The organism is Streptomyces capparidis (genome assembly GCF_054782095.1).
The window spans coordinates 232337-256425 of sequence record NZ_BAAGTD010000003.1 but is presented as its reverse complement, the minus strand read 5'-3'; the positions used below and the strand labels follow the sequence as shown (position 1 = coordinate 256425).

Here is a 24089-nt window from a genome sequence, read left to right as displayed (position 1 = left end):
CCCGCCCCCGATTGTGTCCCGGACGGGCCGCGATGCGGGGGCAGGCCGCCCGCCCGGTGCGCCGCGCCGCCGTCGCGCTAGGGCATCCGCCGCCGGAACAGCGCCGCCGCCGCGGCCATGGCCAGCACCAGCCCGCCGCCGCACCAGGCCACCGCCTGCCACGCGGCGTCGCCCGCGGGCTCGTCGAGCAGCAGGGCGCGCAGGGTCTCGATGACGGGGGTGGCGGGCTGGTGCTCGGCGAAGCCGTGCAGCCAGTCCGGCATGGTCTCCACCGGCACGAACGCGCTGCTGGGGTAGGGCAGGAACATCGCGAAGAAGGTGAACCCGCTCGCCGCCTCCGGGCTCCTGGCCAGCACCCCGACCGCGGCGGACAGCCATGACATGGCGGCGATGAACAGCAGCAGCAGCCCGGCCGCCGCCAGCCAGCCGAGCGCGTCCGCGCCGGGCCGGAACCCGATGGCGAACGCCACGGCGAGCACCAGCGCGGTGGAGACGGCGTTGCGGACGGTGGCGGCCGCGACGTGCCCGGCGAGCACGGCGGTGCCGCCGACGTCCATGGAGCGGAAGCGGTCCACGATCCCGCCTGCCATGTCGTTGCTGACGCTGACCGCCGTCATCGACGCGCCGTAGGCCGCGCACAGCATCAGCACGCCCGGCACCACGTAGGTGACGTACTCGGTGCCGGTGTGGATCGCCCCGCCGAAGAGGTAGACGAACAGCAGCATCAGCAGCACCGGCAGCATCAGCGAGGTGAGCAGCGCGTCGGGGTTGCGCCGGGTCAGCCGCAGGCAGCGGGCGGTCATGGTGCCGGCGTGGGCGAGCGCGGTGGTGTCAGACACCGGCGGTCTCCTTCCCGGAGGCGGTGGAGGGGGCGGCGGCGTGCCCGGTCAGCGCGAGGAACACGTCGTCGAGGGTGGCGGTGTGCACGGAGAACCGGGTGACCGCGGTGCGGTGCGGGTCGATCTCGTCCAGCAGCGCCCTGATGTGCCCGGCGCTGCCGTCGGTGGCGGCGGACAGCACCCGCCGCTCGCGGTCCTCGGCGACCGCGCGCCCGCCGAGCAGGTCGCGGGTCGCGGTGTAGGCGGCGTCGTCGGCGAGGACCAGGTCCAGCCGTTGCCCGGCGATGTCCCGCTTGAGCTCCTCCGGGCTGCCCTCGGCCACGATCCGGCCGCCGTCCAGCACGGCCACCCGGTCGGCGAGGCGGTCCGCCTCCTCCAGGTACTGGGTGGTGAGGAAGACGGTGACGCCGGTGTCCACCAGACCGGTGATGACCTCCCACATGGCCTGCCTGCTGCGCGGGTCCAGGCCGGTGGTGGGCTCGTCGAGGAAGATCAGCGACGGGTCGCCCACCAGGCTCGCCGCCAGGTCCAGGCGCCGCCGCATGCCGCCCGAGTACCCGCCGGCCCGGCGTCCGGCCGCCCCGGTGAGCCCGAACGCCTCCAGCAGCTCGCCCGCCCGCCGCCGGGCCCGCTCCCGGCTCAGCCCGCGCAGCCTGCCCATCATCCGCAGGTTCTCCTCGCCGGTCTGCGCCTCGTCCACGGCCGCGTACTGGCCGGTCAGGCTGATGGCGCGGCGCACCTGCCGCCGCTGCCGCAGCAGGTCCCACCCGGCGACGCGGGCGTGGCCCCCGTCCGGCCGCAGCAGGGTCGCCAGGATCCGCACGGTGGTGGTCTTGCCCGCGCCGTTCGGGCCGAGCAGGGAGAAGACGGTGCCGCGCGCCACCGCCAGGTCCACCCCGCCGAGCACGGGCACCTCTCCGTAGGACTTGCGCAGCCCCGCGGCCTCGACGGCCGCCTCGTCCCCGGGCATGGCTGTGCCCCCTTCCGGGCCGTCCGGCCCCTCGCCTGCGATTCCGCTTCCCGTTTACTGCTTACGCCATAAACTCTACTGTTTAAGGTATACGCAGAACTAGGATGGGGGTCAACCCGAGACGAGAGCTGAGGCGATGGCGGACGACAGCGGCACCGGGCTGCCCGCGAGTATCGAGACGGCCTGGGGCCTGCGGGAGCGGCCGAGCAAGGGGCCGCGGCCCGGGCTCAGCCTGGAGCGGATCGTCGAGGCCGCCGTCCGGGTGGCCGCCGCCGACGGGCTGCCGGCCGTCTCCATGAGCAAGGTGGCCGCCGAGCTCGGCACCTCCGCGATGGCGCTGTACCGCTATGTGAAGGCCAAGGACGAGCTGCTGCTGCTCATGGTGGACGCCGCGGTCGGCCCGCCGCCCGCCCCGCCGGAGCGCCCGGGCTGGCGGGCCGGCCTCGAGCACTGGACGTGGGCGTACGTGGCGGCGCTGCGCCGGCACCCGTGGATGCTGCGCGTGCCGATCACCGGGCCGCCGGTCACGCCGAACATGCTGGCCTGGCTGGAGTCCGGCCTGACCGCCATGCGCGGCACCCGGCTGACCGAGGTTCAGAAGATGTCGGTGATGCTGCTGCTCAGCGGCCTGGTCCGACATGACGCGACGCTGTCGCTCAGCCTGGCGGAGGCCGCCGCCGCGCGGTCGCCCGGGCTGGTCACCATGCAGTCCTACGGCGCGCTGGTGCGCCGGCTCACCGACCCGGCGCTCTTCCCCGAGCTGCACACCGTCGTCGACGCCGGAGTGCTCGACGGCCCGGACGGCCCCGACGACGAGCTCGAGTTCGGCCTGGCCACCGTCCTGGACGGCGTGGCGGCCCTGATGCGCCGTCAAGGGGCCGCCGACGCCGGGTGAGGGCCGCCCGGCGCGCGGGCCCCGGCGGGGCGGGGCCGCTCAGCGGGCGAGCGCCCGCGCGGTGACCACGCGCAGGAACGGCACCACCGTGCCGGCGACGGCCGCGCCGAAGCAGGCGAACGCCACCCGGGGCCCGGCCAGTTCCGCGAGCAGGCCCACGACCGCCGCGCCCACCGGCATGGCGCCGAAGGTGAACAGGCGGCTGGTCGCCACATAGCGCCCGTACAGGTCATCGGGCACCAGGCGCTGGGCGATCGTGCGGACGTTCACCGTCCACAGCGAGCCGCCCACGCCGCCGAGGAACGCCGCCGCCCCCACCGCCCAGGCGTGCGTGGTCAGCGCGGGCACGGCCACCATGGCGCACGTGCCCACCAGGTCGGCGAACAGCGCCCCGCGCCGCCCGCACACCCGGTTCACCAGCCCCACCACCGCCACCCCGGCGAGCCCGCCCACCCCGAGCGCGGCGAACACCAGGCCGTAGGCCCGAGCGTCCAGGCCCATCTCCCGCGTCGCGTACAGCGGCATCAGCGCGGTCCACGCGCCCCAGGACGCCCCCAGCACGATCAGCAGCAGGTTCAGTGTGCGCAGCAGCGGGTCGCGCCACAGCACGCGCAGCCCCTCGACGATCCCACCGCGCCCGGCCCCACCGCGCCCGCCGGGCCGAGCCGCCCCCGCGCCGTCCCCGGCCGCCGCCCCCGCCGCGCGGAACCGGCCCGCGAGCAGCAGCAGGACCAGCGACGCCGCCGCGAACCCGCCCCAACTGGCGCCGAGCGCGAGCCCCGCCCCCGCCGCGACCAGCACCCCGCCGACGAACGGCCCGCAGAACTCGCCGCACACCGTCTCGGCCCCGGCCACCCACGCGTTGGCCCGCTCCCGCCCCGCGGGCGGCACCGCGGCGGGCACCAGCGCCGCCGCCGCCGTGGACGCCAGCACCTCGGCGACCCCGGCCGCGACCCCGCCCGCGCACAGCACCCACACCGGCACCGCCCCGGCGGCGGCCGCGCCGCACAGCGCGCCCACCGCGAGCAGGCGCAGCCCGTTCGCGGCCCACAGCAGCCGTCTGCGGTCCATCCGGTCCACCAGGGCGCCGGCGTGCAGCGAGCACAGCAGCCAGGGCAGGGTCAGCGCCAGCGAGACCGCGGTGACCTGGGCGGGGGAGGCGGAGGCGCGGGCGGCGAGCAGCGGCAGCGCCATCTTCAGCACGCCCTCGGCGAGGTTCGTCACCGCGGTGAAGGCCACCAGGACCGCGGTGTTGCGGGCGGCGGCGGGCCGCCGCGGCACCGGCTTCCCGGCCGCGGGGCCGAGGGGCGCGGAGGGCGCGGCCGCGCCGGTCGCCGCGTCCCGCCCGGCCGTCGTGCCCGTGCCCTCGTGCCCCGTGCCCGCCGTGGCCGTCCGCGCTGTCATGGCGCCCCCGTTCCGCGCTCGCATCCCGTGCCCGCCCTGCTGTCCGCGACGGCTAACCATCAAACGTGTTAGCCGGTAGCAAGGCGGAGGCCTCAGGGTGCCACAGGAACACCCGCCGTGGCTAACCGGTCATCGACTTTGCCGGTAGGGTGGGTTGTCAGGAGGTGCCCGACCGTGCTCGAACCCCCGGCCTCGGCCGTGCTCGTCGAGGCGTTCGCCAACACCCTGGACGTGGACGAGGGCACCGACGCCCTCGCCGACCCCCGGGGCCTGGCCGCCTGGCTGGAGGCGCGCGGGCTGCTCGGACCCGCGGACGCGGTCGGGCCCGAGGAGCACGTGATGGGCGTGCGCCTGCGCGACGGCATCCGGGAGCTGCTCGGCGTGGGCGTCGGCGACACCCCCGACCCGCGCCGTGTGGCCGAGGCCGACGAGGTGCTGCGCGCCCTGCCGGTGCGGGTCGCCCTGGGCGCCGCCCCGCTGCTCCCCGACCCCGGCCTGCCCCCGGCGCGCCGGGCGCTGGCCGCGCTCGCCGTCGCCTGGAGCGAGCTGGTGACCACCGGGGACGCGGCCAGGCTCAAGCGCTGCGCGGAGCACTCCTGCGCCTGGGTGTTCTGGGACGTCTCCAAGAACCGCAGCCGCCGCTGGTGCTCGATGCGGGTGTGCGGCAACCGCGCCAAGGCCCGCCGGTTCGCGGCGGCGCGGCGGGGCCCCGCGCCGCCGGACGGCTGAGACCGCCCGGCCGGGCGCGGGGCCCGCTCACCCCGGTCACGCGCTCACCCCGGTCACGCGCTCATCCCGTCACGCGCTCATCCCGTCACGCGGGGCCGAGGGCGCCGCTCCCGGCGCGGCGCAGGAACGCCCGCCACTGTTCGGCGGTGAACAGCAGCACGGGGCCCGCGCCCCCGTCCTTGCTGTCGCGCAGCGCGACGGCCGCGCCGCCGTCGAGGAAGGCCACCTCGACGCAGTTGCGCTCGCCGTTGCTGTGGCTGGACTTGAACCACGCCGCGCCCGCCGCGCCCGCCGGCGCCGCGCCGCGGGGGCCCGCCGCGCGGTCAGCCCCGCTCATAGGCCGCCGCCAGTTCGCGCATCAGGCGCCGCGACGCCCCGTCGGTGAGGGCCGCGCCCCACATGTCCTCGAACACCGCGTCGTAGCGGGCGACCTCGCCGGGCTTGTCCACGTACCCGTCGGCGGTCAGGGTCTCGGTGTAGACGGTCGGCGGCTCGCTCTCGCGCCCGTCGGCGGTGGGCGGGAAGCGCAGGAGGACGAACGGACCCGACAGCGCGCCCCGGTGCAGCCCGGCCGCGAACGGCATCACCCGGATCTCCACATGGGGCAGCTCGGCCGTCTCCAGCAGGTGCCGGAGCTGGTCCGCCATGCGCTTGCCGCCGTCCACCGGGCGCCGCAGCACGGCCTCGTTCAGCACCGCGCGCAGCCTCGGCGGGGAGGAAGGGCGGGTCAGCACCGCCTGCCGCTCCAGGCGCAGCCGGGCGCGCCGCTCGATCTCCGCCTCGTCGAGCCCCGGGTTGTGGGTGCGCACGACGGCCCGCGCGTACTCCTTCGTCTGGAGCAGCCCGGGGATCAGTTCGCTCTCGTAGCAGGCCAGCTCGGCGGCGGCCTCCTCCAGACCGATGAACACGGCGAAGCCCTCGGGCACCGCGTCCCCGTAGGCGTGCCACCAGCCCTTGGCCTTGGTCTCCCTGGCCAGGCCCTTCAAGGTCTCGGTCAGCTCGGGCGCGGCGCCGTAGACCCGGCACATGGCCTCGACGTCGAGGCTGCGCAGCGAGGTCTGCCCGGTCTCGATGCGCCACATCTTGGCCTCGGACCACTCCAGTTCGCGCGCCGCGGCCCGCACGGTGAGCCGGGCCCCGTTCCGCAGATCGCGCAGGTGACGGCCGAGCTGTCTGCGCGGGACGGTTGATCCCGTCGTCCCCTCCGCCACCGGCCCACCCCCCGTTCTCCGTATGAAGGATTACCGCCACTCAAAATGAAAGCGCCAGGGGAGGGGTCCCGCAATGCAATTCACTCGATCGTGTATATCCATGCGAGGGTATCGCTGCGAAGTCTTGCAGAATTGTCGGCGGAGCCGCCATCCTGGCTGAAGCTGGGACTCCGTCGGACGGCAGGCTGGACAGGGCTGGGCGGGCAGCCCTCGAGGAGGCAGGCGCAATGGCCCCGGAACGCACCCCCGAAGGCAGCGGCGGCGACCACGGCCGCCCCGCGGATCCGCCCCCGATGGGCTCGCTGGTCCGGGAGACGGGCACCGACCGGATCGCGGAGGTCATGGCCGTGGGCTATCGCGGCAGGCTCTACCTGCGGCCGGTGGGCGGCGGCAGGGAGTGGGAGGCCGAGCCGCACGCGGTCCGGGTGCTCTCGCCGAACGAGGCGCTCGCCGCGAAGCAGCGCCGGGTGGACGCGCGAGGCCGGGGCGGCGAACGCGGCTGCTGGTGAAGGTTTCCGGCATATTCCTCGCGCATATCCCGAAGGGATAGGAGAACACTGCCCGGAGAACCGGGGCGTTCCCGTCCCCATTCGGCGGCCGGAACACAGCGGCCGAAACGCTGCGGCCGAAACACGGCGGACGGAACACGGTGGACGGAACGGAATGGCCAGGCGCCGGAGTGCGCCCGCGCGGAACGGTGGAAACGGGCGGCGCACCGCGAACGCCCGAAACGGGAAAACGCGCCGGGACGCGACGAACGCGCCCGGCGCACGCCGCCCGCCCCGCCCGCCGCGCCAGGCCCGCCGCGGACGACCGGCCCACCGCGACCGACCGCTCCACCCCCGCCGCGCCCGGGGAGCCCCACCCGAGCACCGCCGTCCCCCTGCCGCCCCGCCCCCGCCCCTTACACTCCGACACGGATGTCGGAGTTCGGAGTCCCGCCCGCGAGGACGGGCGGGCGACGGGGGAGAGGCGGCTCGCATGCGCATGAAGGAGATGGTCCGGCGCACCGGGGTGCACGAGCGGATGCTGCGCTACTACGAGCAGCAGGGCCTGCTCCGCCCCGAGCGCCTGCCCAGCGGGTACCGCGAGTACAGCGAGGCGGACGTGGAGACGGTGCGCCGGATCCGCTGCCTGCTCACGGCGGGCCTGTCCACGTCGGTGATCGCCCAGGTGCTGCCGTGCGTGCGGGACGACGGCGACCGCCTGGTGCCCACCTGCCCCGAGCTGGTGCGCAGGCTGCGCAACGAGCGGCGGCGCATCACCGCGGAGATCGAGGCGCTGCGCACCTCCCGCTCGATGCTGGACACGGTCCTGGACGCCGCCCCGGAGCGCTTCCCCGAGAACGAGGCGGCGTAGGCGGCCGCCGCCCGGCGCGGCGCCCCCTCACCCCGCCAGCGCCCGCGCCGTCGCCCGGGCGAACCCCTCCGGGTTGTCCAGCATGACGTTGTGCCCGCACTCCGGCACGGCCACCACCGCCACCCCGGCCTCGGCCAGACGCCGCGCCCCGGGCGGGGGGCCGTCGTCCGCCGGGTGCAGGAAGGTGCGCGGCATCGGCAGGTCGAGCAGCAGCTCGCGCATGGTGGGAGCGGTGCCCCGGGCCAGGTGCACGGCGCTGCGGTACAGGGCGGTCCGCCCGGCCAGCCGCATCGTGGCCCACCAGTGCGGCCCGACCCGGTCGCGCACCTCCCGCCAGCCCCCGCCGGTGAACTCCTCCTCGGTGTACGCCGCGATGCCGCTGCTGCCCGGGCGGTCGCGGACGACGGGGACGGGGTCGAGGTTGGCGTCCACCAGCACCAGCCGCCCGGCCAGTTCCGGGTGCCGCGCCGCCAGCACGATCGCGACCGCCCCGCCCATGCTGTGCGCGATCACGTCCGCCCCGCGCACCCCCGCCGTCCGCAGCGCCGCCGCCAGGGCGTCGGCGTGCTCCTCCAGGGTGTAGCCGAAGCTCTCCGGGCGGTCGCTGATCCCGAAGCCGAGCAGGTCCACCAGCAGCGAGCGGTGCCCCGTCAGCGCGGGGTGGGCGGCGGTCGCCGCGAAGTACGGGCCCGAGGCGGCCCCGAGCCCGTGCACGTACACCCGCGGCGGCTCCGCGTCCCCGGGGATCTCGGTCCACCGCAGACACGCCCCGTCGTCCGTCACCTGGGCAGCGCGCATGCCCGTCCCCTCCCGTCCCCGCCGCGCGGCTGATCCGCGCGGCCGTCCAACCTCGCCGAGACTATACCTCGGTGCCGATGTATAAGCCTCGGTGCGCGAGGATGCGGCCATGCTGGAGCTGGCCATCCTGGGTTTCCTGTACGAGCGACCACTGCACGGCTACGAGCTCAAACGCCGCATCGCCCATCTCACCGGCCATGTGCGCCCCATCGCCGACGGCACCCTGTACCCGGCGGTCAAGCGCCTGGAGCGGGCCGGTCTGCTGACCCGCCGCACCGAGCCGGGCAGCAGGGCCGCGCCCCGCCACACCCTCAGCCTCACCGCCGAGGGGCGCGCGGAGCTGCGCCGCAGGCTGCGCGAGCCCGACGAGGTGGAGATCAGCGACGAGAACCGCTGGTTCACGCTGCTGGCGTTCCTGCGCCACCTCGACGACCCGGCCGGGCAGGCGGCCGTGCTGCGCCGGCGGCTGGCCTTCCTGGAGCAGCCCAGCAGCTTCTTCCACGACGACGCCGACCCGCCGCGCCCGCTGACCGCCGAGGACATGGACGACCCGTTCCGGCGCGGCCTGCTCACCATCGCCCGCGCGACCTCCGCCGCCGAGCTGCGCTGGCTGCGCGCGACCCTGGACGAGCTGGACGGACCCGGCTGACGCGGCCCCGCGGCCGCCCCTCCCGCCGCTCTCCCGTCGCGCGGGTCCGCCCAGCCGCCTACCGTGGCTCGCGGGGGTGCAGGGAGGCGCGATGACTCTGCCGGTGCTGTTCGGTGCCAACGTCGATCCCACCTGGGCCGACCCGCAGGCGCCCGTCCGCCTCTCGGTGCTGGCCGAGGACGCCGGGTACGACCTGGTGGCGGTGCAGGACCACCCGTACCAGCAGGCGTTCTACGACACCTGGACGCTGATCAGCCATCTGGCGGCCCGCACCCGGCGGGTGGCGTTCGTGCCGACGGTGGCCAACCTGCCGCTGCGCCCACCCGCGATGCTGGCCAAGGCCGTGGCCAGCCTGGACGTCCTCACCGGCGGCGGCCGGGTGCAGTTGGGGCTGGGCGCGGGGGCGTTCTGGGAGGCCATCGCGGCCATGGGTGGGCCCAGGCGCGGGGCGGGGGACGCCGCGGACGCCCTGGCGGAGGCCGTGCGGGTGATCCGGCTGATGTGGAGCGGCGAGCGGTCCGTCCGGTTCGCCGGCGCCCACTACACGCTCGCGGGCACCCGCCCCGGCCCCGCGCCGTCCCCCGGCCTCGGCATCTGGCTGGGCGCCTACGGCCCCCGCACCCTGCGCACGACCGGTGCCCTCGCCGACGGTTGGATGCCCTCGCTGGCGTTCCTCGGCCCGGACCGGCTGGGCGAGGCCGTCGCCCGCGTGGACGGGGCGGCCGAGGAGGCCGGCCGCGACCCGGCGCGGCTGCGCAAGGTCTACAACATCGGCGGCTTGGTCGGCCCGGAGTCCGCCGAGCCGTTCCACGGGCCCGCGGCGATGTGGACCGAGCGGCTCACCGCGCTCGTCCTCGACCACGGCATGAACGCCTTCGTCTTCTGGCCGGCCGCCGACCACGCCCGCCAGCTCGCCCTGTTCGCCCACGAGGTCGTCCCCGCGGTCCGCCGCGCCCTGGGCGACTGACCCGTCCGCGCACCGGCCCGCTCCCGCCCCAGACTCCTGTCCTCCCAGGTCAGAGCGGTTCCCGGGCCCCGCGGGGCGGGCCCGTCACACCCTCGGAACGACACCGCAGCAAGCGGTTCGCTTGCAATAGTTAGCACTCGGGGTCATCATCGGAACATGGCCTCACTGAACGTCGGATCGCTCGGCGAGTACATCCGCGAGCAGCGCCGCAGCGCGCAGTACAGCCTGCGGCAGCTCGCCGAAGCCGCGGGGGTGTCCAACCCGTACCTCAGCCAGATCGAGCGCGGGCTGCGCAAGCCCAGCGCGGAGATCCTCCAGCAGATCGCCAAGGCGCTGCGCATCTCCGCCGAGAGCCTGTACGTGCAGGCCGGGATCCTCGACGAGCGCGACCGCGACGGGCTCGAGGTGCACAACGCGATCCTCACCGACCCGACGCTCAACGAGCGGCAGAAGCAGGTGCTGCTCCAGATCTACGAGTCCTTCCGCAAGGAGAACGGCGCCGCCGACGGCGCCGAAGCGGCCGAGGCCCCCGCCGAGGCGCCGCGCGCCGCCCGCAAGCGCGCCGCGAAGGCGGCGCGCAGACCCGCCGGAGCCGACGGGGAGCCCACGGCGAAGGCCGCGCCGGTCAAGCGGGCGGCCGGGAAGACCGCGAAGAAGGTGGCGCGCAAGGTCGCGGGCCGCGGAGCGCGCCCGGCCCGCGGCACCTCGGCCCCGAAGACCCCCACCGGGCAGACTCCCACCCAGCAGGCCCCCACCCAGCAGGCCCCTGCCGCGGGCACCGCCGTCCCGGACGGGAGCGCGGACGGCGGCGCGGTCGCCTGAGCGGGCCCCCGCTCCCCAGCAACCCTCGAACAGCACGAGCTCCGAAGGAGGCCCTCATGGCCATCACCCAGGACCTGCGCAAGACCCTCACCGACCCGACGCCGCTGTACGCCGTCGCCGGGACCGCCGTCCTCGCCGGGGAGAAGCTGCGCGAAGTGCCCGCGCTGCTGGAGAAGGTCCGCGCCGAGGCCCCGGAGCGGCTCGCCTCGCTCCGGGAGACCGCCGCCCCGCAGAAGGTGGGCGAGCGGGCCAAGGAGGCGCAGACGAAGCTCGTCTCGACCATCGACCCCCGGCACGTCGACCTCAAGCAGCTCCGCGACAGCGCGCAGAGCTTCGCGCTGCGGCAGGTCGGCCGCGCCGCCGAGGCCGCCGTCCAGGCGCGGGAGACCTACGACGAGCTGGCCGAGCGCGGCCAGCGCGCGGTGCACCACCTGCGCGGCGAGCTCGCCGAGAACGTCGAGGACGCCGCCGTGGCGATCGAGCCCGAGCCGCTGGAGAAGAAGGAGCCCGCGGCCGGGACCGCCGAGCGCAAGGCGCCCGCCGCCCGCCGGGCCCCGGCCCGCCGCCCCGCCGCGAAGCGGACCCCCACCGCCTCCACGGCCGCCGCCACCGCGGAGCAGGCCGCGAAGGCCGAGCGGCCGGCCGGCCGGCAGCAGAAGGGCACGGGCAAGCCCGCGGAGTGACGCGGCGGACCACCCGCCCCGCGACGGGGCACGACGGGCCGGGCATCTTTCGGTTGCCCGGCCCGTTGCACGGGTACGGTGGGGGCACTTGGTCGGCAGCCGTGGAGGACCGATGAACAACGTCGCCGGGGACGTGGTGTTGCAGTTCAACAACGCCCTGTACGTGGTCGGGTTCGCCCTGTTCCTCTTCAAGCTGTTCGCCCTGGTGGACGCCGCGGCCCGCCGCAAGGACGCCTACCCGGCGGCGGAGAAGCAGACCAAGCCGTTCTGGCTGATCATTCTCGGCGTGTTCGTGGGCGCCGACGGCATATTCGGCGCCATCGGCGGCGGCTTCTACCCCCTGGGCATCCTGGCGATCATCGGCCTGATCGCCGCGATCGTGTACGTCGTGGACGTCAGGCCCGCGCTGAAGCAGGTCAGCGGCGGCCGCAACCGCGGCGGGAACATGGGCCCCTACGGCCCCTGGTGACCGGCGGTCCCCCCGGACCGGGCCCCGGCGCCGTCCGCGCGGTCCAGCAGCACCACGGCCACGTCGTCGGTCAGCTCGCCGCCGTTGAGCCGCTCCACCTCGGTCAGCGTCGCGTCCAGCAGCTCCTCCCCGGCCAGGCCCTCGGCGATCCCGGCGGCGACCAGCTCGGCCATGCCCTCCTGGCCCAGCCGCCGCGACCCCTCCCCGACCCGGCCCTCGATCAGCCCGTCGGTGTAGAGCATCAGGCTCCACCGCGGGCCCAGCGCGAACTCCCGGCGGGGCCAGGCGCCGTCCCCGAGCAGGCCGAGCGCGGGCCCGCCCGCCTCGTACGGCAGCAGCTCCGGCGGCCCGTCCCCGCGCCTGACCAGCGGAACCGGGTGCCCGGCCAGGAACAGCTCCGCCCGGGTGCCGTCCGGCGCGATGTCCACCGCGCACAGCGTCGCGAAGATCTCCTCGTCCGGCCGCTCGGCCACCAGCACCTGCTCCAGCGCCCGCAGCAGCTCCTCGCCGGCCAGCCCCGCGAACGTCAGCGCGCGCCAGGCGATCCGCAGCTCCACGCCGAGCGCGGCCTCGTCCGGGCCGTGCCCGCACACGTCGCCGATCATGGCGTGCACGGTGCCGTCGGGGGAGCGCACGATGTCGAAGAAGTCGCCGCCGAGCAGGGTGCGGGCGCGCCCCGGCCGGTAGCGGGCGGCGAAGCCGAGCCCGGACCCGTCGAGCAGCGGGGTCGGCAGCAGGCCGCGCTCCAGCCGGGCGTTCTCCTGGGTGCGCAGGCGCGACTCGGCCAACTGCCGCTGGGAGATGTCGGCGCGCTTGCGCTCCACGGCGTAGCGGATGGCGCGGCTGAGCCATGTCCCGCCGAGCTCGTCGCGCACCAGGTAGTCCTGGGCGCCGATCCGCACCGCCTCGGCGCCGCGGCCGGTGTCGGCCTCGCCGGTGACGCCGAGCACGGCGGTGCGCGGCGCCATGTTCAGCACCCGCCTCAGCCGTTCGAGCTCCTCGTCGGCGGGCAGGTCGAGGTCGAGCAGGATGCAGTGGACGTCGCTGGTCAGCAGCCGCTCGACCTCGGCGAGGTTGCGGGCGTGCCGGATCCGGGCCCGGGTGCCGGCCGTGTCGAGGGTGCGCTCGACGGTGGCCGCGTCAGCGGGGTCGTCGGCGACGACGAGCAGCGTCAGCGGCTCGTGCCCGGCGTCGGTGCCCGCGGCCTGGGCCGACGCGTCCTGGCGCTGCCTGGGGACGGCGGCGCGCGCGAGCCACTGTCCCAGGGCCTCCGGCGTGTGGGCCCGCGTTCCCGGCCCGATGTGTCCGGTTTCGGACATGGCGCATTTCCTTCCCTCCCCCCGAGGGCAACGCGGGGAACGATAGCCGCCCCGGGGTGCCCCGGTGGAGGAGGCGAGCCGACATTCGTCCGGGCATATGCCCAGGCTGGGCCGGGGAACGGTCCTGAAAGGGGAGTATCCCGCACATGACGAACCTCACGCTTGATTGCCCCTGTACCGGGCAGAGCCACTCGATCGGGACCCGCGCCGGCGGCACGGGACGGGAGGGGCTGTGACGCGCGTCACCCTGGTCCGGGGCGACATCACCGAGCAGGCCGTGGACGCGGTCGTCAACGCCGCCAACGGCTCCCTGCTCGGCGGGGGCGGCGTGGACGGCGCCATCCACCGCCGGGGCGGCCCGGACATCCTGGCGGAGTGCCGCGCGCTGCGGGCGAGCCGGTACGGGCGCGGGCTGCCCACCGGGCAGGCGGTGGCCACCACGGCCGGGCGGCTCCCGGCGCGCTGGGTGATCCACACCGTGGGCCCGGTGCACTCCGCGCACGAGGACCGGTCGGAGCTGCTGGCCTCCTGCCACCGCGAGTGCCTGCGGGTCGCGGACGAGCTGGGCGCGCGCACGGTGGCGTTCCCCGCCGTCTCCACCGGCGTCTACCGCTGGCCGCTCGCCGACGCGGCCCGGATCGCGCTGCGCACCGTCCGGGACACCCCCAGCCGGGTGGAGGAGGCCCGGTTCGTGCTGTTCGACGAGGCCGCGCACGCCGCCTTCCGGCAGGCGCTGGACGAACTCGGGGGCTGAGGCCGCCCGGGGGCCGCCGGCCCGGCCGGGGCTCACCCGCCCGGCCGCACCACCCCGAGGACCGGCAGCGAGCCCGCGCCCGCCACCGCCACCCGGCGGCCCGGCCGGGGCGCGTGGATCATGGCGCCGCCGCCGATGTAGAGGCCGACGTGGCTGGCGTCGTCGAAGTAGACGATCAGGTCGCCGGGCCGCATCGCGTCCTGGGGCACCCGCGGCAGCCCCGCCCACTGCCCCTGCGAGGTCCGCGGGATCCGCAGCCCCGCCGCCTGCCACGCCCGCAGGGTCAGGCCCGAGCAGTCGAACGCCGCCGGGCCCTCGGCGCCCCACCGGTACGGCTTGCCGAGCTGCGCCCGCGCGTAGCGCACCGCCGCCCCCACCGGGGAGGCCCCCGCCGGGGAGGCGCCGCCGTCCGCCGCGACGGCCCCGCCCGGCCCCTCCGCCCCGGGCTCCTCCCGCCGCGCGAGCCACGCCGCCTGCGCCCGGCGGGCCGCCTCGTCCTCGAGCCGCTCCAGTCGCGCCCGCTCCCGCTCCCGCAGCCCGGCCAGCAGTCGCTCCGCCTCCCGCAGCCGCTCGCGCACCTCGGTGCCGGCCCGCGACCGCTCCCGCCTGGCCTCCTCCAGTCGCTCGAGCTCGTCGGTGGCGGCCTCGCCGAACCGGTCCAGGTCCCGCCGCGCCGCCTTCAGGCCGTCCAGGGCGCGCGCCGCCGCCCGGGCCTCCCGCTCCGCCAGCTCCACCCCCTCCAGGTAGTCCTCGGGGTCGGCGGACAGGACCAGGCGCAGCCCCGGCGACATCCCGCCGGAGCGGTACTGCGCCCTGGCCAGCGCCCCGACCTCCGCGCCCAGCGCCTCGGCGCGCTCCTGCGCCCGGGTGATCGCCCGCGCCACCGTGACGACGTTCCGCTGCTGTTCGCGCACCCGCTCCTCGGCCGCGTTGTGGGCGTCGGTGGCCCGCTCGGCCTCGCGGTACAGCGCGTGCACCCGGTCCGCGACCCGCTCCAGACGGGACCCCGCGGGCTCGGCGCGCGCGGCGGGGTCGGCGGCGGTGAGCAGCCCGGCCGCGCTCAGCAGCGCCGCGCAGCAGGCGGCGGCCCGCCGGGGGGTGCGCCGTGTCGTCATGGTGGCCTCCGGGCGGTCCACGAGCGGGGCCCGTCGAACTGACGAAGTGTCAGCAACCGGTGGCCGGATGGTGGCACGAAGGCCCGCGAACCGGAAGGGTCACGGCACCGCGGCCGCGCTCACCCCCGCGGCGCCAGCGCCTCCCAGGCCACCGTGACCTCCCCCTGCCGCCACCGCCCGGGGCCGTCCACCACCGGCCACCGGCCGGTCAGCGACCGCACCGCGGTGATCCAGCGCTGCCGCGCCCCGAACGCCCGCAACGGCGCCGCCGCCGACCAGGCCCGGTCGAAGTCCGCGAGGAAGGCGTGCACCGGCTCGCCCGGCACATTCCGGTGGATCAGCGCCTTCGGCAGCCGCTCGGCCAGGTCGGACGGCCGCTCCAGGCAGCGCAGTCGGGCCGCGAACGTCACCGTGCGCGGCCCGTCCGGGCCCAGCGCCACCCACACGTGCCGCCGCCCCACCTCGTCGCAGGTGCCCTCGACCAGCAGCCCGCCGGGCGCGAGCCGCCCGCACAGCGCCGCCCACGCCGCCGCCACGTCGGCCTCGCCGTACTGGCGCAGCACATTGGCCGCCCGGATCACCACCGGGCGGCGCCCCGGCAGCGGCACCTCGAACCCGCCGCGCACGAACGCCAGGCCCCGCCGCCGGTACGGCTGCGCCGCGGCCACCCGCCCCGGGTCGATCTCCACCCCGACCACCTCCGTGTCGGGGCGCACGGCGCGCAGCCGGACCAGCAGCTCCACCGCGGTCCAGGGCGCGGCCCCGTAGCCGAGGTCCACGGCCAGCGGGTCGGCGGCGCCGCGCAGCGCCCGGGCGTGCGTGGCGGCGATCCAGCGGTCCATGCGGCGCAGCCGGTTGGGGTTGGTGGTGCCCCGGGTCACCGCCCCGACCGGCTTGCCCGCCCGGGACGCGGGGGCGCTCACGGGGAAACCAGCCTCATGGCGGACAAGCGTAGAGAACGGAACATCACGTTTCGGCAAAGGGAGCCGACTCCGGGAAATGCGTTTGACACGGCCGCTGTTTCAGCGTCGGAGGATCGGCGGCTCGCCGCGGCGGGTGCCGAGACCCGCCGGGCGACGGAGCTCGGGCCGCACAGGCGCGACACACCGGAGCGGGAAATCAGGAGGTCGCTCGACGTGAGCCAGCACGGTGCCCGGCCCGAGCAGCGGCCCTGGGGCCGCAGAACCCGCCTCGCCCGCCCCCGCAGGGCCCCGCGCCCCCGGCGCGTGGCCATGCTCAGCGTCCACACCTCCCCGCTGCACCAGCCGGGCACCGGCGACGCGGGCGGGATGAACGTCTACATCGTGGAGCTGTCCCGCTGCCTGGCCCGCATCGGCGTGGAGGTGGAGATCTTCACCCGCGCCACCAGCGCCGCCCTGCCGCCCACGGTCGAGCTGGCCCCCGGCGTGCTGGTCCGGCACGTGGACGCCGGCCCCTACGAGGGCCTGGCCAAGGAGGAGCTGCCCGCCCAACTGTGCGCGTTCACCCACGGCGTCCTCCAGACCGAGGCGTCCCACCGGCCCGGCTACTACGACGTGGTGCACTCCCACTACTGGCTCTCCGGCCAGGTCGGCTGGCTCGCCTCCGACCGCTGGGGCGTGCCGCTGGTGCACACCATGCACACCATGGCCAAGGTCAAGAACGCCTGCCTGGCCGAGGGCGACACCCCCGAGCCCGTCGCCCGGATCATCGGCGAGACGCAGGTGGTCAGGGCCGCCGACCGGCTGATCGCCAACACCGAGGAGGAGGCCGGCGACCTCGTCGCGCACTACGCCGCGCCGCCCGGGCGGGTGGAGGTGGTGCACCCCGGGGTGAACCTGGAGATGTTCCGCCCCGGCGACGGCAGGGCCGCGGCCCGGCGGCGCCTCGGGCTGCCCCGGGAGGCGTTCGTGCCGCTGTTCGCCGGGCGGATCCAGCCGCTGAAGGCCCCCGACGTGCTGCTGCACGCCGTCGCCCACCTGCTGGAGCGGGACCCGGGGCTGCGCCGCCGCCTGATCGTGCCGATCGTCGGCGGCCCCAGCGGCACCGGCCTGGCCCGCCCCGAGCACCTGCACAAGCTCGCCGCCAGGCTGGGCGTGTCCGACGTGGTGCGGTTCCGGCCGCCGGTGGCCCAGTCCGAGCTGGCCGACTGGTACCGGGCGGCGACCGTGCTGGTCACCCCGTCCCACAGCGAGTCCTTCGGCCTGGTGGCCATCGAGGCGCAGGCGTGCGGCACCCCGGTGGTGGCCGCGGCCGTGGGCGGGCTGCCGGTCGCGGTGCGCGACGGCGTCACCGGCTATCTGGTGGACGGCCACGACCCGGCCGACTACGCGCGGGTCCTGCGCCACTTCGTGGACCGGCCCGGGCTGCACGAGGTGCTCGGCCGGGCGGCGGCCGGGCACGCCCAGGCGTTCGGCTGGACCGCCGCCGCCGAGGCCACCGCCCGCGTCTACGCCGACGTCACCGCCGCCCGCCGGGCCCCGGCCCGGCGGACCTGAGCCGACCGGACCGGGCCGCCCCGCGCGGCCCCGTCAGGCGTCCGGGGGCAGGCGTCCGGCGTCCGGGGTCAGGCGTCCGGGCGCGGCCCCGCGGTGAGCGTGAGGGCGCCGGGCACCGCGGCGAACGCCTCCCGCAGGTCGTCCGCGAGGCGTTCGCGGGTGGGGGTGCCGGGCCGCGCCGCCCAGGTGTCGAGCGCGCGGTGGAACGCGGCGATCAGCACGTCGAGGACGAGCCGCGGGCGCAGGTCCCCCGGGTCGGCGAGGTCGAGCCTGCGGTGCAGCACGGCCAGCGCGGCGCGGCCGGTGCGGTCGCAGAAGTGCAGGCCGTGGGCGCCCATCGAGGGCGTGCGCTCCTCCAGCCGCCTGCTGAGCAGCACCCGCCCGGCCCAGTCGTCCGCGCTCATCCGGTCCAGGGCGGCCAGCAGCGCCTCCTGGAGCGCCTCCAGCACGGTGCGGCCGTCGGGCCGGAGGGCCTCCAGCTCGTCGAGGAAGGCCGCCCACAGGTCCTGCGTGGGCGCGCTGGCCACGTCCTCCTTGCTGACGAAGTAGCGGAAGAACGTGCGCTTGGAGACCTCCACCGCGTCGCACAGCTCGTCGAGGGTGGTGCCGTCGAAACCGCGTTCGGTGAACATCTCCAGGGCCGTGTCGATCAGCGCCTGCCGCGTGCGCAGCTTCTTGCGCTCCCGCAGCGGCGGCCGCTCCCTCGCAACTCCTGGCATGGCGGAAGTGTATCCCGAGGCACGCGACGGAGCAGCTATAGCCACTTGACGGCTTGTGCCACTCAGTGGCAAAAATGGCTCAGGCGCCCCACGACGGAGCGCCGCCCGCCCCTGCCGAAAGGTGCTCCGCCATGCGCGCGCTGCTCGTCGACCACTCCGCCCCCGAGGGCCTGCGGCTCGGGTCCGCCCCCGACCCCGAGCCCGCCCCCCACCAGGCCCTGGTCCGGGTGTCCGCCACCTCCCTCAACTACGGCGAGGTCAAGCACCTGATCCCGGCGGCACCCGACGGCGCGGTCCTCGGCTGGGACGCGGCCGGCGTCGTGGAGCGGGCCGCCGCCGACGGTTCGGGACCGCCCGCGGGCACCCCCGTGGTCACCCTCGCCCCCGACGGCGCCTGGGCCGAGCTGCGCGCCGTGGACACCGCCCTGATCGGCACGGCCCCCGAGGGCGCCGACCCCGGCCCGCTCGGCACCGTCCCCGTGGCGGGCGCCAGCGCCCTGCGCGCCCTGCACCGCGTCGGCCCGCTGCTGGGCAGGCGCGTGCTGGTCACCGGGGCCACCGGCGGCGTCGGCAGGTACGCCGTCCAGCTCGCCCGGCTCGGCGGCGCGCACGTCGTCGCGTCCACCACGGACCCCGAGGCGCACGGCGCCGCCCTGCGCGCGCTGGGCGCCCACGAGGTGGTCGCCGGGCCCGCGGCGGTCGGCGCGCCGGTGCACGGCGTGGTGGACCTGGTCGGCGGCCGGCAGTTGGTCGAGGCGTACGGGACGCTGGCCGAGGGCGGGACGCTGGTGGCCGTGGGCCACTCCACGGACGAGGGCGAGAACTTCCCGTTCGGCGCCTTCTTCGGCGACGAGGGGCGCCACGACCGCTCGATCACCACCTTCTTCCTGCTCCACTGCACCGGCCTGGCCCCCGACCTCACCTGGCTCGCCGCCCGCGTCCACGCGGGCGACCTGGACCCGGGCGTCTCCTGGCGCGGCAACTGGGACGGCGCCGCCCAGGCGGTGCGGGCCCTGCTCGACCGCCGCCTGCACGGCAAGGCGGTGCTCGACCTGGGCTGACGCGCCCGGCGCCGCCGCGACCGCCGGCGAGCGCCGCCCCGCGCCGCCCCGCGCCGCTCCGGTCCGCCCGCCGCCCGGGACGTAAGCTTGCGTGCCATGCCGGAAGCCGACACCCCGGGGGCGGGCACCCCCCGCACCCCCGCCCAGCGCGCCGCGCGGGCCGTGGAGGAACTGCTGCGGGAGACGGAGCTCGCCCACGAGCGCCCCGAGCCGGGAACGTACGTCGTCACCCTGCCCGGCACCCGCAAGCTGTCCACCACCTGCTCGCTGGTGATCGGGCAGCACTCCCTGTCCGTCAACGCCTTCGTCGTCCGCCGCCCGGACGAGAACCACGAGGCCGTCCACCGCTGGCTGCTGGAGCGCAACACCCGCCTGTACGGCGTCGCCTACGCGATCGACCGGCTCGGCGACGTCTACCTCGTCGGGCGGCTGCCGCTGGCCGCGGTCACCCCGGAGGAGGTGGACCGGCTGCTCGGCCAGGTGCTGGAGAACGCGGACGGCAGCTTCAACACCCTCCTGGAGATGGGGTTCGCCTCCTCCATCCGCCGGGAGTGGCAGTGGCGGGTCAAGCGCGGCGAGTCGCTGCGCAACCTCGAGGCGTTCGCCCACCTCGCCGACCCCGCCCGCGACCCGGGCCCCGGCCCCGATCCCGGTCCCGACCCCGGTGAGGGACAGCAGTCCACCCTGTGACCGCGGACGCGGCCCGCGCCCCGCCATGGCCTAGGCTCGATTCCATGGCCGACGCTCCTTACCAGTTGATCCTGCTCCGCCACGGCGAGAGCGAGTGGAACGCGAAGAACCTGTTCACCGGATGGGTGGACGTCAACCTCAACGCCAAGGGCGAGGACGAGGCCGTCCGCGGTGGCGAGCTGCTGCGGGACGCGGGGCTGCTGCCCGACGTCGTCCACACCTCCCTGCTGCGCCGGGCGATCCGCACCGCGACCATCGCCCTGGACACCGCGGACCGCCACTGGATCCCCGTCCACCGCTCCTGGCGGCTCAACGAGCGCCACTACGGCGCCCTCCAGGGCAAGGACAAGGCCCAGACCCTCGCCGAGTTCGGCGAGGAGCAGTTCATGCTCTGGCGCCGCTCCTACGACACCCCGCCGCCGCCCATCGCGGACGACAACGAGTTCTCGCAGGTCAACGACCCGCGCTATGCGACGATCCCCTCGGAGGTGCGCCCGCGCACCGAGTGCCTGAAGGACGTCGTCGAGCGCATGCTGCCGTACTGGTACGACAGCGTCGTGCCGGACCTGCTCACCGGCCGCACCGTGCTCGTGGCCGCCCACGGCAACAGCCTGCGCGCGCTGGTCAAGCACCTCGACGGCATCTCGGACACCGACATCGCCGGGCTGAACATCCCCACCGGCATCCCGCTGCACTACGAGCTGGACGCGGACTTCCGCCCCGTGACCAAGGGCGGCACCTACCTGGACCCGCAGGCCGCGGCCGCCGCGATCGAGGCCGTGAAGAACCAGGGCAAGAAGAAGTAGGACGCGCCGAGAGGCGAGAAGGCGAAAAAGGGGCCCGCTCCGCGCGCAGGCGGAGCGGGCCCCTTGCCGTCGTGCCGGGCACCTCAGCCGCAACAGCCCCCGCACTGGCAGGGGCCGCCGGACTGGCAGCCGCAACCGCACCCCGGACCGCAGCCGCAGGCGGCCACCAGGGGCAGCGCGGCCACCCCTGGTGATCCCGCGGGGCGGGCGTCCGGGAGCCGGTGCGCGGCTGGCGCGCGGGGCGCGGACCGGCCGGGGCAGGTGGGGGAGTCCGTCATCGAGGGCCCTCCTAGCCGTGGACGTGAGCCGTGCGGTCACCTCCAGTGGACGCCCGCTCACGGAACGCGTCAACGGCGCGCGGGAGCACTCGCCACGCCCCGGGGCACCCCGGCGCCGCGAGCCGCCCCGCGCCCGCCCCGGGCGCCGCTCAGCTCTCCGGGGCCGCGGTCAGCTCGTCCGCGTGCTCGCCCGTCACCAGGTACACCACCCGCTGCGCCACGGACACCGCGTGGTCGGCGAACCGCTCGTAGTAGCGCCCGCACAGCGTGACGTCCACCGCCGTCTCGATGCCGTGCTTCCACTTGCCGTCGATCATGTGCTGGAACAGCGTGCGGTGCAGCAGGTCCATCGCGTCGTCGTCCTGCTCCAGTTGCAGGGCGGCGTCCACGTCCTTGGTCCTGATGACCTCGCCGGCCTTGGCCACGAGCCGCTGCGCGAGCTGGCCCATCTCCAGGATGGTGGCGTGCAGCTCCGCGGGGACCGCGGGCGCGGGGTAGCGCAGCCTCGCCACCTTGGCCACGTGCCGGGCCAGGTCGCCGCACCGCTCCAGGTCGGAGCTCATCCGCAGCGAGGTGACCACGATCCGCAGGTCGGTGGCGACCGGCTGCTGGCGGGCCAGCAGCGCTATCGCCTTCTGCTCCAGTTCCCGCTCCAGCGCGTCGACCTTCTCGTCGGCGGCGATCACGCTCTCGGCCAGCTTCAGGTCGGCGTCGAGCATCGCCGTGGTGGCCCGGCCGATCGCGGACCCGACGAGCCGGGCCATCTCGACCAGACCGTCCCCGATCGAGTCGAGTTCCTCGTGGTACGCGTCGCGCATGTCTTCCTCTCCCTACCTGCCTCGTGCTGCCTGCCTCGTGCCCGGGCCCTTCGCGCCGGAGTGGTCCGGGGACGCCCGCGGCGGTGTCGCGCACATCCCTGGCCCGGGCTGTACCCGCTTGACGGCGGGTCCCACGCTCAGGGGTCCGCCTGTCCCGTCTGCGCTCCACGAGTGAACCATCCCGGACACCACGGTGAACTCTTGGCAACGCTTGTCGGAGCTGGTACCCCGACCGCTACGGACCACCCCCGCCCCCCGCCTACGCTGGTGAGCATGGACATCAACGCGGCCGTCGCCGCAGCCAGCGCGGTCGCCGGTGTGTGCACCGGCCTCGTCGCCGGCCTGTCCATCCGCTGGAGCGAGCGGGAGCAGGCGGGCATCACCCGCACCTCCCTGCACACCGAGGCGGTGCTGCCGCCCGGCGTGGACACGGTGCTGTCCGTGCTGCGGTCGTCCGCGGTGGTGCTGGACGAGGCCGACAGCGTCGTCAAGGCGAGCTCGGCGGCCTACGCCCTCGGCATCGTGCGGGGCGGGCGCCTGGCCGTGGACCGGATGCTCCAGATGGCCAGGGACACCCGGCGCGACGGCGAGATAAGGCAGGTCGAACTGGACCTCCCCCGCCGCGGCAACGGGCGGGGCGAGGCGCTCGCCGTCTCCGCGCGGGTGGCGCCGCTCGGCTCCCGCCTGGTGCTGCTGCTGGTGGAGGACCTCACCGAGGCCCGCAGGATCGAGGCCGTGCGCCGCGACTTCGTCGCCAACGTCAGCCACGAGCTGAAGACCCCGGTCGGCGCGCTCTCGCTGCTGTCGGAGGCGGTGATGGACGCCAGCGACGACCCGGAGGCGGTGATCCGCTTCGCCGGGCGCATGCAGGTGGAGGCCAACCGGCTGACCAACCTGGTGCAGGAGCTGATCGACCTCTCCCGGGTGCAGAACGACCACCCGATGGAGGACGCCGAACCCGTCCCCGTCGACGACCTGGTGGCCGAGGCCGTGGACCGCTGCCGCCACCAGGCCAACATCAAGCACATCACCATGGCCACCGGCGGCGCGCCGGGCCTGTACGTCTTCGGCAACCGCGGGCAGTTGGCCGCCGCGCTCGGCAACCTCGTGGAGAACGCCGTCAACTACAGCCCCTCGCGCACCCGCGTGGGCATCGCCGGCCGCCGGATCGCGGCGCCCGGCGGCAACCTCGTCGAGATCTCCGTCACCGACCAGGGCATCGGCATCCCCGAGCGGGACCGGGAGCGGATCTTCGAACGTTTCTACCGGGTGGACCCGGCCCGCTCCCGCGCCACGGGCGGCACCGGCCTGGGTCTGTCCATCGTCAAGCACGTGGCCGCCTCGCACGGCGGGGAAGTCACGGTGTGGAGTGCCGAGGGCCAGGGCTCCACGTTCACCCTGCGCCTGCCGGAGGCGGGTGCCACCCGCGACGGCCGAGACCGCAAGGCCCCGGACCGGCACGGACCAGTGCCGGACACCTTCACCTCACTACCCGCCCCGGAGGTCCTGCCGTGACTCGAGTGCTCGTTGTCGAGGACGAGGAGTCGTTCAGCGACGCGCTGTCGTACATGCTCCGCAAGGAGGGCTTCGAGGTCGCCATCGCGCCCACGGGCCCTGACGCGCTGGACGAGTTCGAGCGCAACGGCGCCGACATGGTCCTGCTCGACCTGATGCTGCCCGGCCTGCCCGGCACCGAGGTCTGCCGCCAACTGCGCAACAAGTCCAACGTCCCGGTGATCATGGTCACCGCCAAGGACAGCGAGATCGACAAGGTCGTCGGCCTGGAGATAGGGGCCGACGACTACGTGACCAAGCCCTTCTCCTCCCGCGAGCTGGTCGCCCGCATCCGCGCGGTGCTGCGCCGCAGGGGCGAGCCGGAGGAGACCGCGCCCGCCGCCCTGGAGGCGGGCCCGGTGCGGATGGACGTGGACCGGCACGTCGTCACCGTCAACGGCGCCAAGGTCGACCTGCCGCTGAAGGAGTTCGACCTGCTGGAGATGCTGCTGCGCAACGCCGGCCGGGTGCTCACCCGGATGCAGCTCATCGACCGGGTCTGGGGCGCCGACTACGTGGGCGACACCAAGACCCTGGACGTCCACGTCAAGCGGCTGCGCGCGAAGATCGAGCCGGACCCGGGCGCGCCCCGCTACCTGGTGACCGTGCGGGGCCTCGGCTACAAGTTCGAGCCGTGATCCCGCCGGAGCGGTGAGCGGCCGGACCCGTCCGGCCCCGCACGACCCGGAAGGGCGGGCACCGG

28 protein-coding genes are annotated in these 24089 nt (G+C 75.8%); 16 read left to right on the top strand and 12 right to left on the bottom strand.

All coding sequences use genetic code 11. The annotated features are described in order from the left end of the window. Positions 1-77 precede the first annotated feature (77 nt). Both ACYVO2_RS04640 and ACYVO2_RS04635 read right to left on the bottom strand, forming a co-directional pair. Positions 78-803, bottom strand: a complete 726-nt coding sequence (locus ACYVO2_RS04640) for an ABC transporter permease (protein ID WP_461006302.1) — start codon at positions 801-803, stop codon at positions 78-80. A gap of 28 nt (positions 804-831) precedes the next feature. Next, positions 832-1809 carry an ATP-binding cassette domain-containing protein gene (locus tag ACYVO2_RS04635; RefSeq protein WP_461006265.1) on the bottom strand — a complete coding sequence of 326 codons (978 nt, stop codon included), beginning with the start codon at positions 1807-1809 and terminating at the stop codon, positions 832-834. Positions 1810-1945: 136 nt separating this feature from the next. On the opposite strand from ACYVO2_RS04635, the gene ACYVO2_RS04630 reads away from it, so the two are divergent. Then, positions 1946-2704: a TetR/AcrR family transcriptional regulator gene (locus ACYVO2_RS04630; protein ID WP_461006264.1), complete on the top strand. Its 759-nt coding sequence runs from the start codon at positions 1946-1948 to the stop codon at positions 2702-2704. A 39-nt stretch (positions 2705-2743) separates the two neighbouring features. Here the strand turns inward: ACYVO2_RS04630 and ACYVO2_RS04625 are convergent, their stop codons facing one another. Beyond that, a complete protein-coding gene (locus ACYVO2_RS04625; protein WP_461006263.1) occupies positions 2744-4108 on the bottom strand; it encodes an MFS transporter in 1365 nt (454 codons plus the stop codon). A 174-nt stretch (positions 4109-4282) separates the two neighbouring features. Between ACYVO2_RS04625 and ACYVO2_RS04620 the strand changes: the two genes are divergently transcribed. Continuing rightward, positions 4283-4837 (top strand): CGNR zinc finger domain-containing protein, encoded by a 555-nt coding sequence (locus tag ACYVO2_RS04620; RefSeq protein ID WP_461006262.1) that lies wholly within the window; start codon positions 4283-4285, stop codon positions 4835-4837. An 85-nt stretch (positions 4838-4922) separates the two neighbouring features. On the opposite strand, the gene ACYVO2_RS04615 is transcribed toward ACYVO2_RS04620, so the two are convergent. After that, entirely contained in the window at positions 4923-5174 is a 252-nt protein-coding gene (locus tag ACYVO2_RS04615) for a DUF397 domain-containing protein (protein ID WP_461006261.1), read from the bottom strand. Then, positions 5161-6048, bottom strand: coding sequence for a helix-turn-helix domain-containing protein (locus ACYVO2_RS04610; RefSeq protein WP_461006260.1), 888 nt, complete (start codon positions 6046-6048; stop codon positions 5161-5163). The genes ACYVO2_RS04615 and ACYVO2_RS04610 overlap by 14 nt, the downstream gene beginning before the upstream one ends. Positions 6049-6275: 227 nt before the next feature. Here ACYVO2_RS04610 and ACYVO2_RS04605 point away from each other — a divergent pair, with 227 nt between their 5' ends. Beyond that, entirely contained in the window at positions 6276-6557 is a 282-nt protein-coding gene (locus ACYVO2_RS04605) for a hypothetical protein (protein ID WP_461006259.1), read from the top strand. Between the two features lie 472 nt (positions 6558-7029). Then, positions 7030-7407, top strand: coding sequence for a MerR family transcriptional regulator (locus ACYVO2_RS04600; protein WP_461006258.1), 378 nt, complete (start codon positions 7030-7032; stop codon positions 7405-7407). Between the two features lie 27 nt (positions 7408-7434). Here the strand turns inward: ACYVO2_RS04600 and ACYVO2_RS04595 are convergent, their stop codons facing one another. Further along, positions 7435-8205: an alpha/beta fold hydrolase gene (locus ACYVO2_RS04595; RefSeq protein ID WP_461006257.1), complete on the bottom strand. Its 771-nt coding sequence runs from the start codon at positions 8203-8205 to the stop codon at positions 7435-7437. Positions 8206-8314: 109 nt separating this feature from the next. On the opposite strand from ACYVO2_RS04595, the gene ACYVO2_RS04590 reads away from it, so the two are divergent. From ACYVO2_RS04590 to ACYVO2_RS04570, 5 genes are all read left to right on the top strand, one after another. Then, positions 8315-8854 carry a PadR family transcriptional regulator gene (locus ACYVO2_RS04590; RefSeq protein ID WP_461006256.1) on the top strand — a complete coding sequence of 180 codons (540 nt, stop codon included), beginning with the start codon at positions 8315-8317 and terminating at the stop codon, positions 8852-8854. Between the two features lie 91 nt (positions 8855-8945). After that, the gene (locus tag ACYVO2_RS04585) at positions 8946-9821 is read left to right on the top strand and encodes an LLM class flavin-dependent oxidoreductase (protein WP_461006255.1); all 876 of its coding nucleotides are present in this window, start codon (positions 8946-8948) and stop codon (positions 9819-9821) included. A 156-nt stretch (positions 9822-9977) separates the two neighbouring features. Continuing rightward, positions 9978-10643 carry a helix-turn-helix domain-containing protein gene (locus ACYVO2_RS04580; protein ID WP_461006254.1) on the top strand — a complete coding sequence of 222 codons (666 nt, stop codon included), beginning with the start codon at positions 9978-9980 and terminating at the stop codon, positions 10641-10643. A 56-nt stretch (positions 10644-10699) separates the two neighbouring features. Next, a complete protein-coding gene (locus tag ACYVO2_RS04575; RefSeq protein WP_461006253.1) occupies positions 10700-11326 on the top strand; it encodes a hypothetical protein in 627 nt (208 codons plus the stop codon). Between the two features lie 112 nt (positions 11327-11438). After that, on the top strand, positions 11439-11795 hold the full coding sequence (locus tag ACYVO2_RS04570; RefSeq protein WP_461006252.1) for a DUF2516 family protein: 357 nt from the start codon (positions 11439-11441) through the stop codon (positions 11793-11795). Here the strand turns inward: ACYVO2_RS04570 and ACYVO2_RS04565 are convergent. After that, positions 11780-13114 carry a PP2C family protein-serine/threonine phosphatase gene (locus tag ACYVO2_RS04565; RefSeq protein ID WP_461006251.1) on the bottom strand — a complete coding sequence of 445 codons (1335 nt, stop codon included), beginning with the start codon at positions 13112-13114 and terminating at the stop codon, positions 11780-11782. The genes ACYVO2_RS04570 and ACYVO2_RS04565 overlap by 16 nt on opposite strands. Positions 13115-13346: 232 nt before the next feature. Between ACYVO2_RS04565 and ACYVO2_RS04560 the strand changes: the two genes are divergently transcribed. After that, complete coding sequence (locus tag ACYVO2_RS04560) at positions 13347-13868, top strand: O-acetyl-ADP-ribose deacetylase (RefSeq protein ID WP_461006250.1); 522 nt, start codon at positions 13347-13349, stop codon at positions 13866-13868. A gap of 32 nt (positions 13869-13900) precedes the next feature. On the opposite strand, the gene ACYVO2_RS04555 is transcribed toward ACYVO2_RS04560, so the two are convergent. Together ACYVO2_RS04555 and ACYVO2_RS04550 are read right to left on the bottom strand one after the other, a co-directional pair. Next, positions 13901-14983, bottom strand: coding sequence for a C40 family peptidase (locus tag ACYVO2_RS04555; RefSeq protein ID WP_461006249.1), 1083 nt, complete (start codon positions 14981-14983; stop codon positions 13901-13903). A 119-nt stretch (positions 14984-15102) separates the two neighbouring features. Next, positions 15103-15825, bottom strand: coding sequence for a class I SAM-dependent methyltransferase (locus ACYVO2_RS04550; protein ID WP_461006301.1), 723 nt, complete (start codon positions 15823-15825; stop codon positions 15103-15105). Positions 15826-16119: 294 nt separating this feature from the next. On the opposite strand from ACYVO2_RS04550, the gene mshA reads away from it, so the two are divergent. Then, positions 16120-17460: a D-inositol-3-phosphate glycosyltransferase gene (gene mshA / locus ACYVO2_RS04545; protein ID WP_461006248.1), complete on the top strand. Its 1341-nt coding sequence runs from the start codon at positions 16120-16122 to the stop codon at positions 17458-17460. 68 nt (positions 17461-17528) lie between these two features. Here mshA and ACYVO2_RS04540 read toward each other — a convergent pair whose 3' ends face one another. Next, on the bottom strand, positions 17529-18179 hold the full coding sequence (locus ACYVO2_RS04540; RefSeq protein ID WP_461006247.1) for a TetR family transcriptional regulator: 651 nt from the start codon (positions 18177-18179) through the stop codon (positions 17529-17531). Positions 18180-18310: 131 nt separating this feature from the next. Between ACYVO2_RS04540 and ACYVO2_RS04535 the strand changes: the two genes are divergently transcribed. From ACYVO2_RS04535 to ACYVO2_RS04525, 3 genes are all read left to right on the top strand, one after another. Then, positions 18311-19240, top strand: coding sequence for a zinc-binding dehydrogenase (locus ACYVO2_RS04535; RefSeq protein ID WP_461006246.1), 930 nt, complete (start codon positions 18311-18313; stop codon positions 19238-19240). Between the two features lie 96 nt (positions 19241-19336). Beyond that, positions 19337-19930, top strand: a complete 594-nt coding sequence (locus ACYVO2_RS04530) for a type III secretion system chaperone family protein (protein WP_461006245.1) — start codon at positions 19337-19339, stop codon at positions 19928-19930. A gap of 44 nt (positions 19931-19974) precedes the next feature. Continuing rightward, positions 19975-20736 (top strand): phosphoglyceromutase, encoded by a 762-nt coding sequence (locus ACYVO2_RS04525; RefSeq protein ID WP_461006244.1) that lies wholly within the window; start codon positions 19975-19977, stop codon positions 20734-20736. Positions 20737-20819: 83 nt separating this feature from the next. On the opposite strand, the gene ACYVO2_RS04520 is transcribed toward ACYVO2_RS04525, so the two are convergent. Together ACYVO2_RS04520 and phoU are read right to left on the bottom strand one after the other, a co-directional pair. Beyond that, positions 20820-21014: a hypothetical protein gene (locus ACYVO2_RS04520; protein WP_461006243.1), complete on the bottom strand. Its 195-nt coding sequence runs from the start codon at positions 21012-21014 to the stop codon at positions 20820-20822. A gap of 149 nt (positions 21015-21163) precedes the next feature. Further along, on the bottom strand, positions 21164-21832 hold the full coding sequence (phoU, locus tag ACYVO2_RS04515) for a phosphate signaling complex protein PhoU (protein WP_461006242.1): 669 nt from the start codon (positions 21830-21832) through the stop codon (positions 21164-21166). Positions 21833-22105: 273 nt separating this feature from the next. Here phoU and ACYVO2_RS04510 point away from each other — a divergent pair, with 273 nt between their 5' ends. Continuing rightward, positions 22106-23347, top strand: coding sequence for a sensor histidine kinase (locus ACYVO2_RS04510; protein WP_461006241.1), 1242 nt, complete (start codon positions 22106-22108; stop codon positions 23345-23347). Further along, positions 23344-24024, top strand: coding sequence for a response regulator (locus tag ACYVO2_RS04505; RefSeq protein WP_461006240.1), 681 nt, complete (start codon positions 23344-23346; stop codon positions 24022-24024). The genes ACYVO2_RS04510 and ACYVO2_RS04505 overlap by 4 nt, the downstream gene beginning before the upstream one ends. Positions 24025-24089 lie beyond the last annotated feature (65 nt).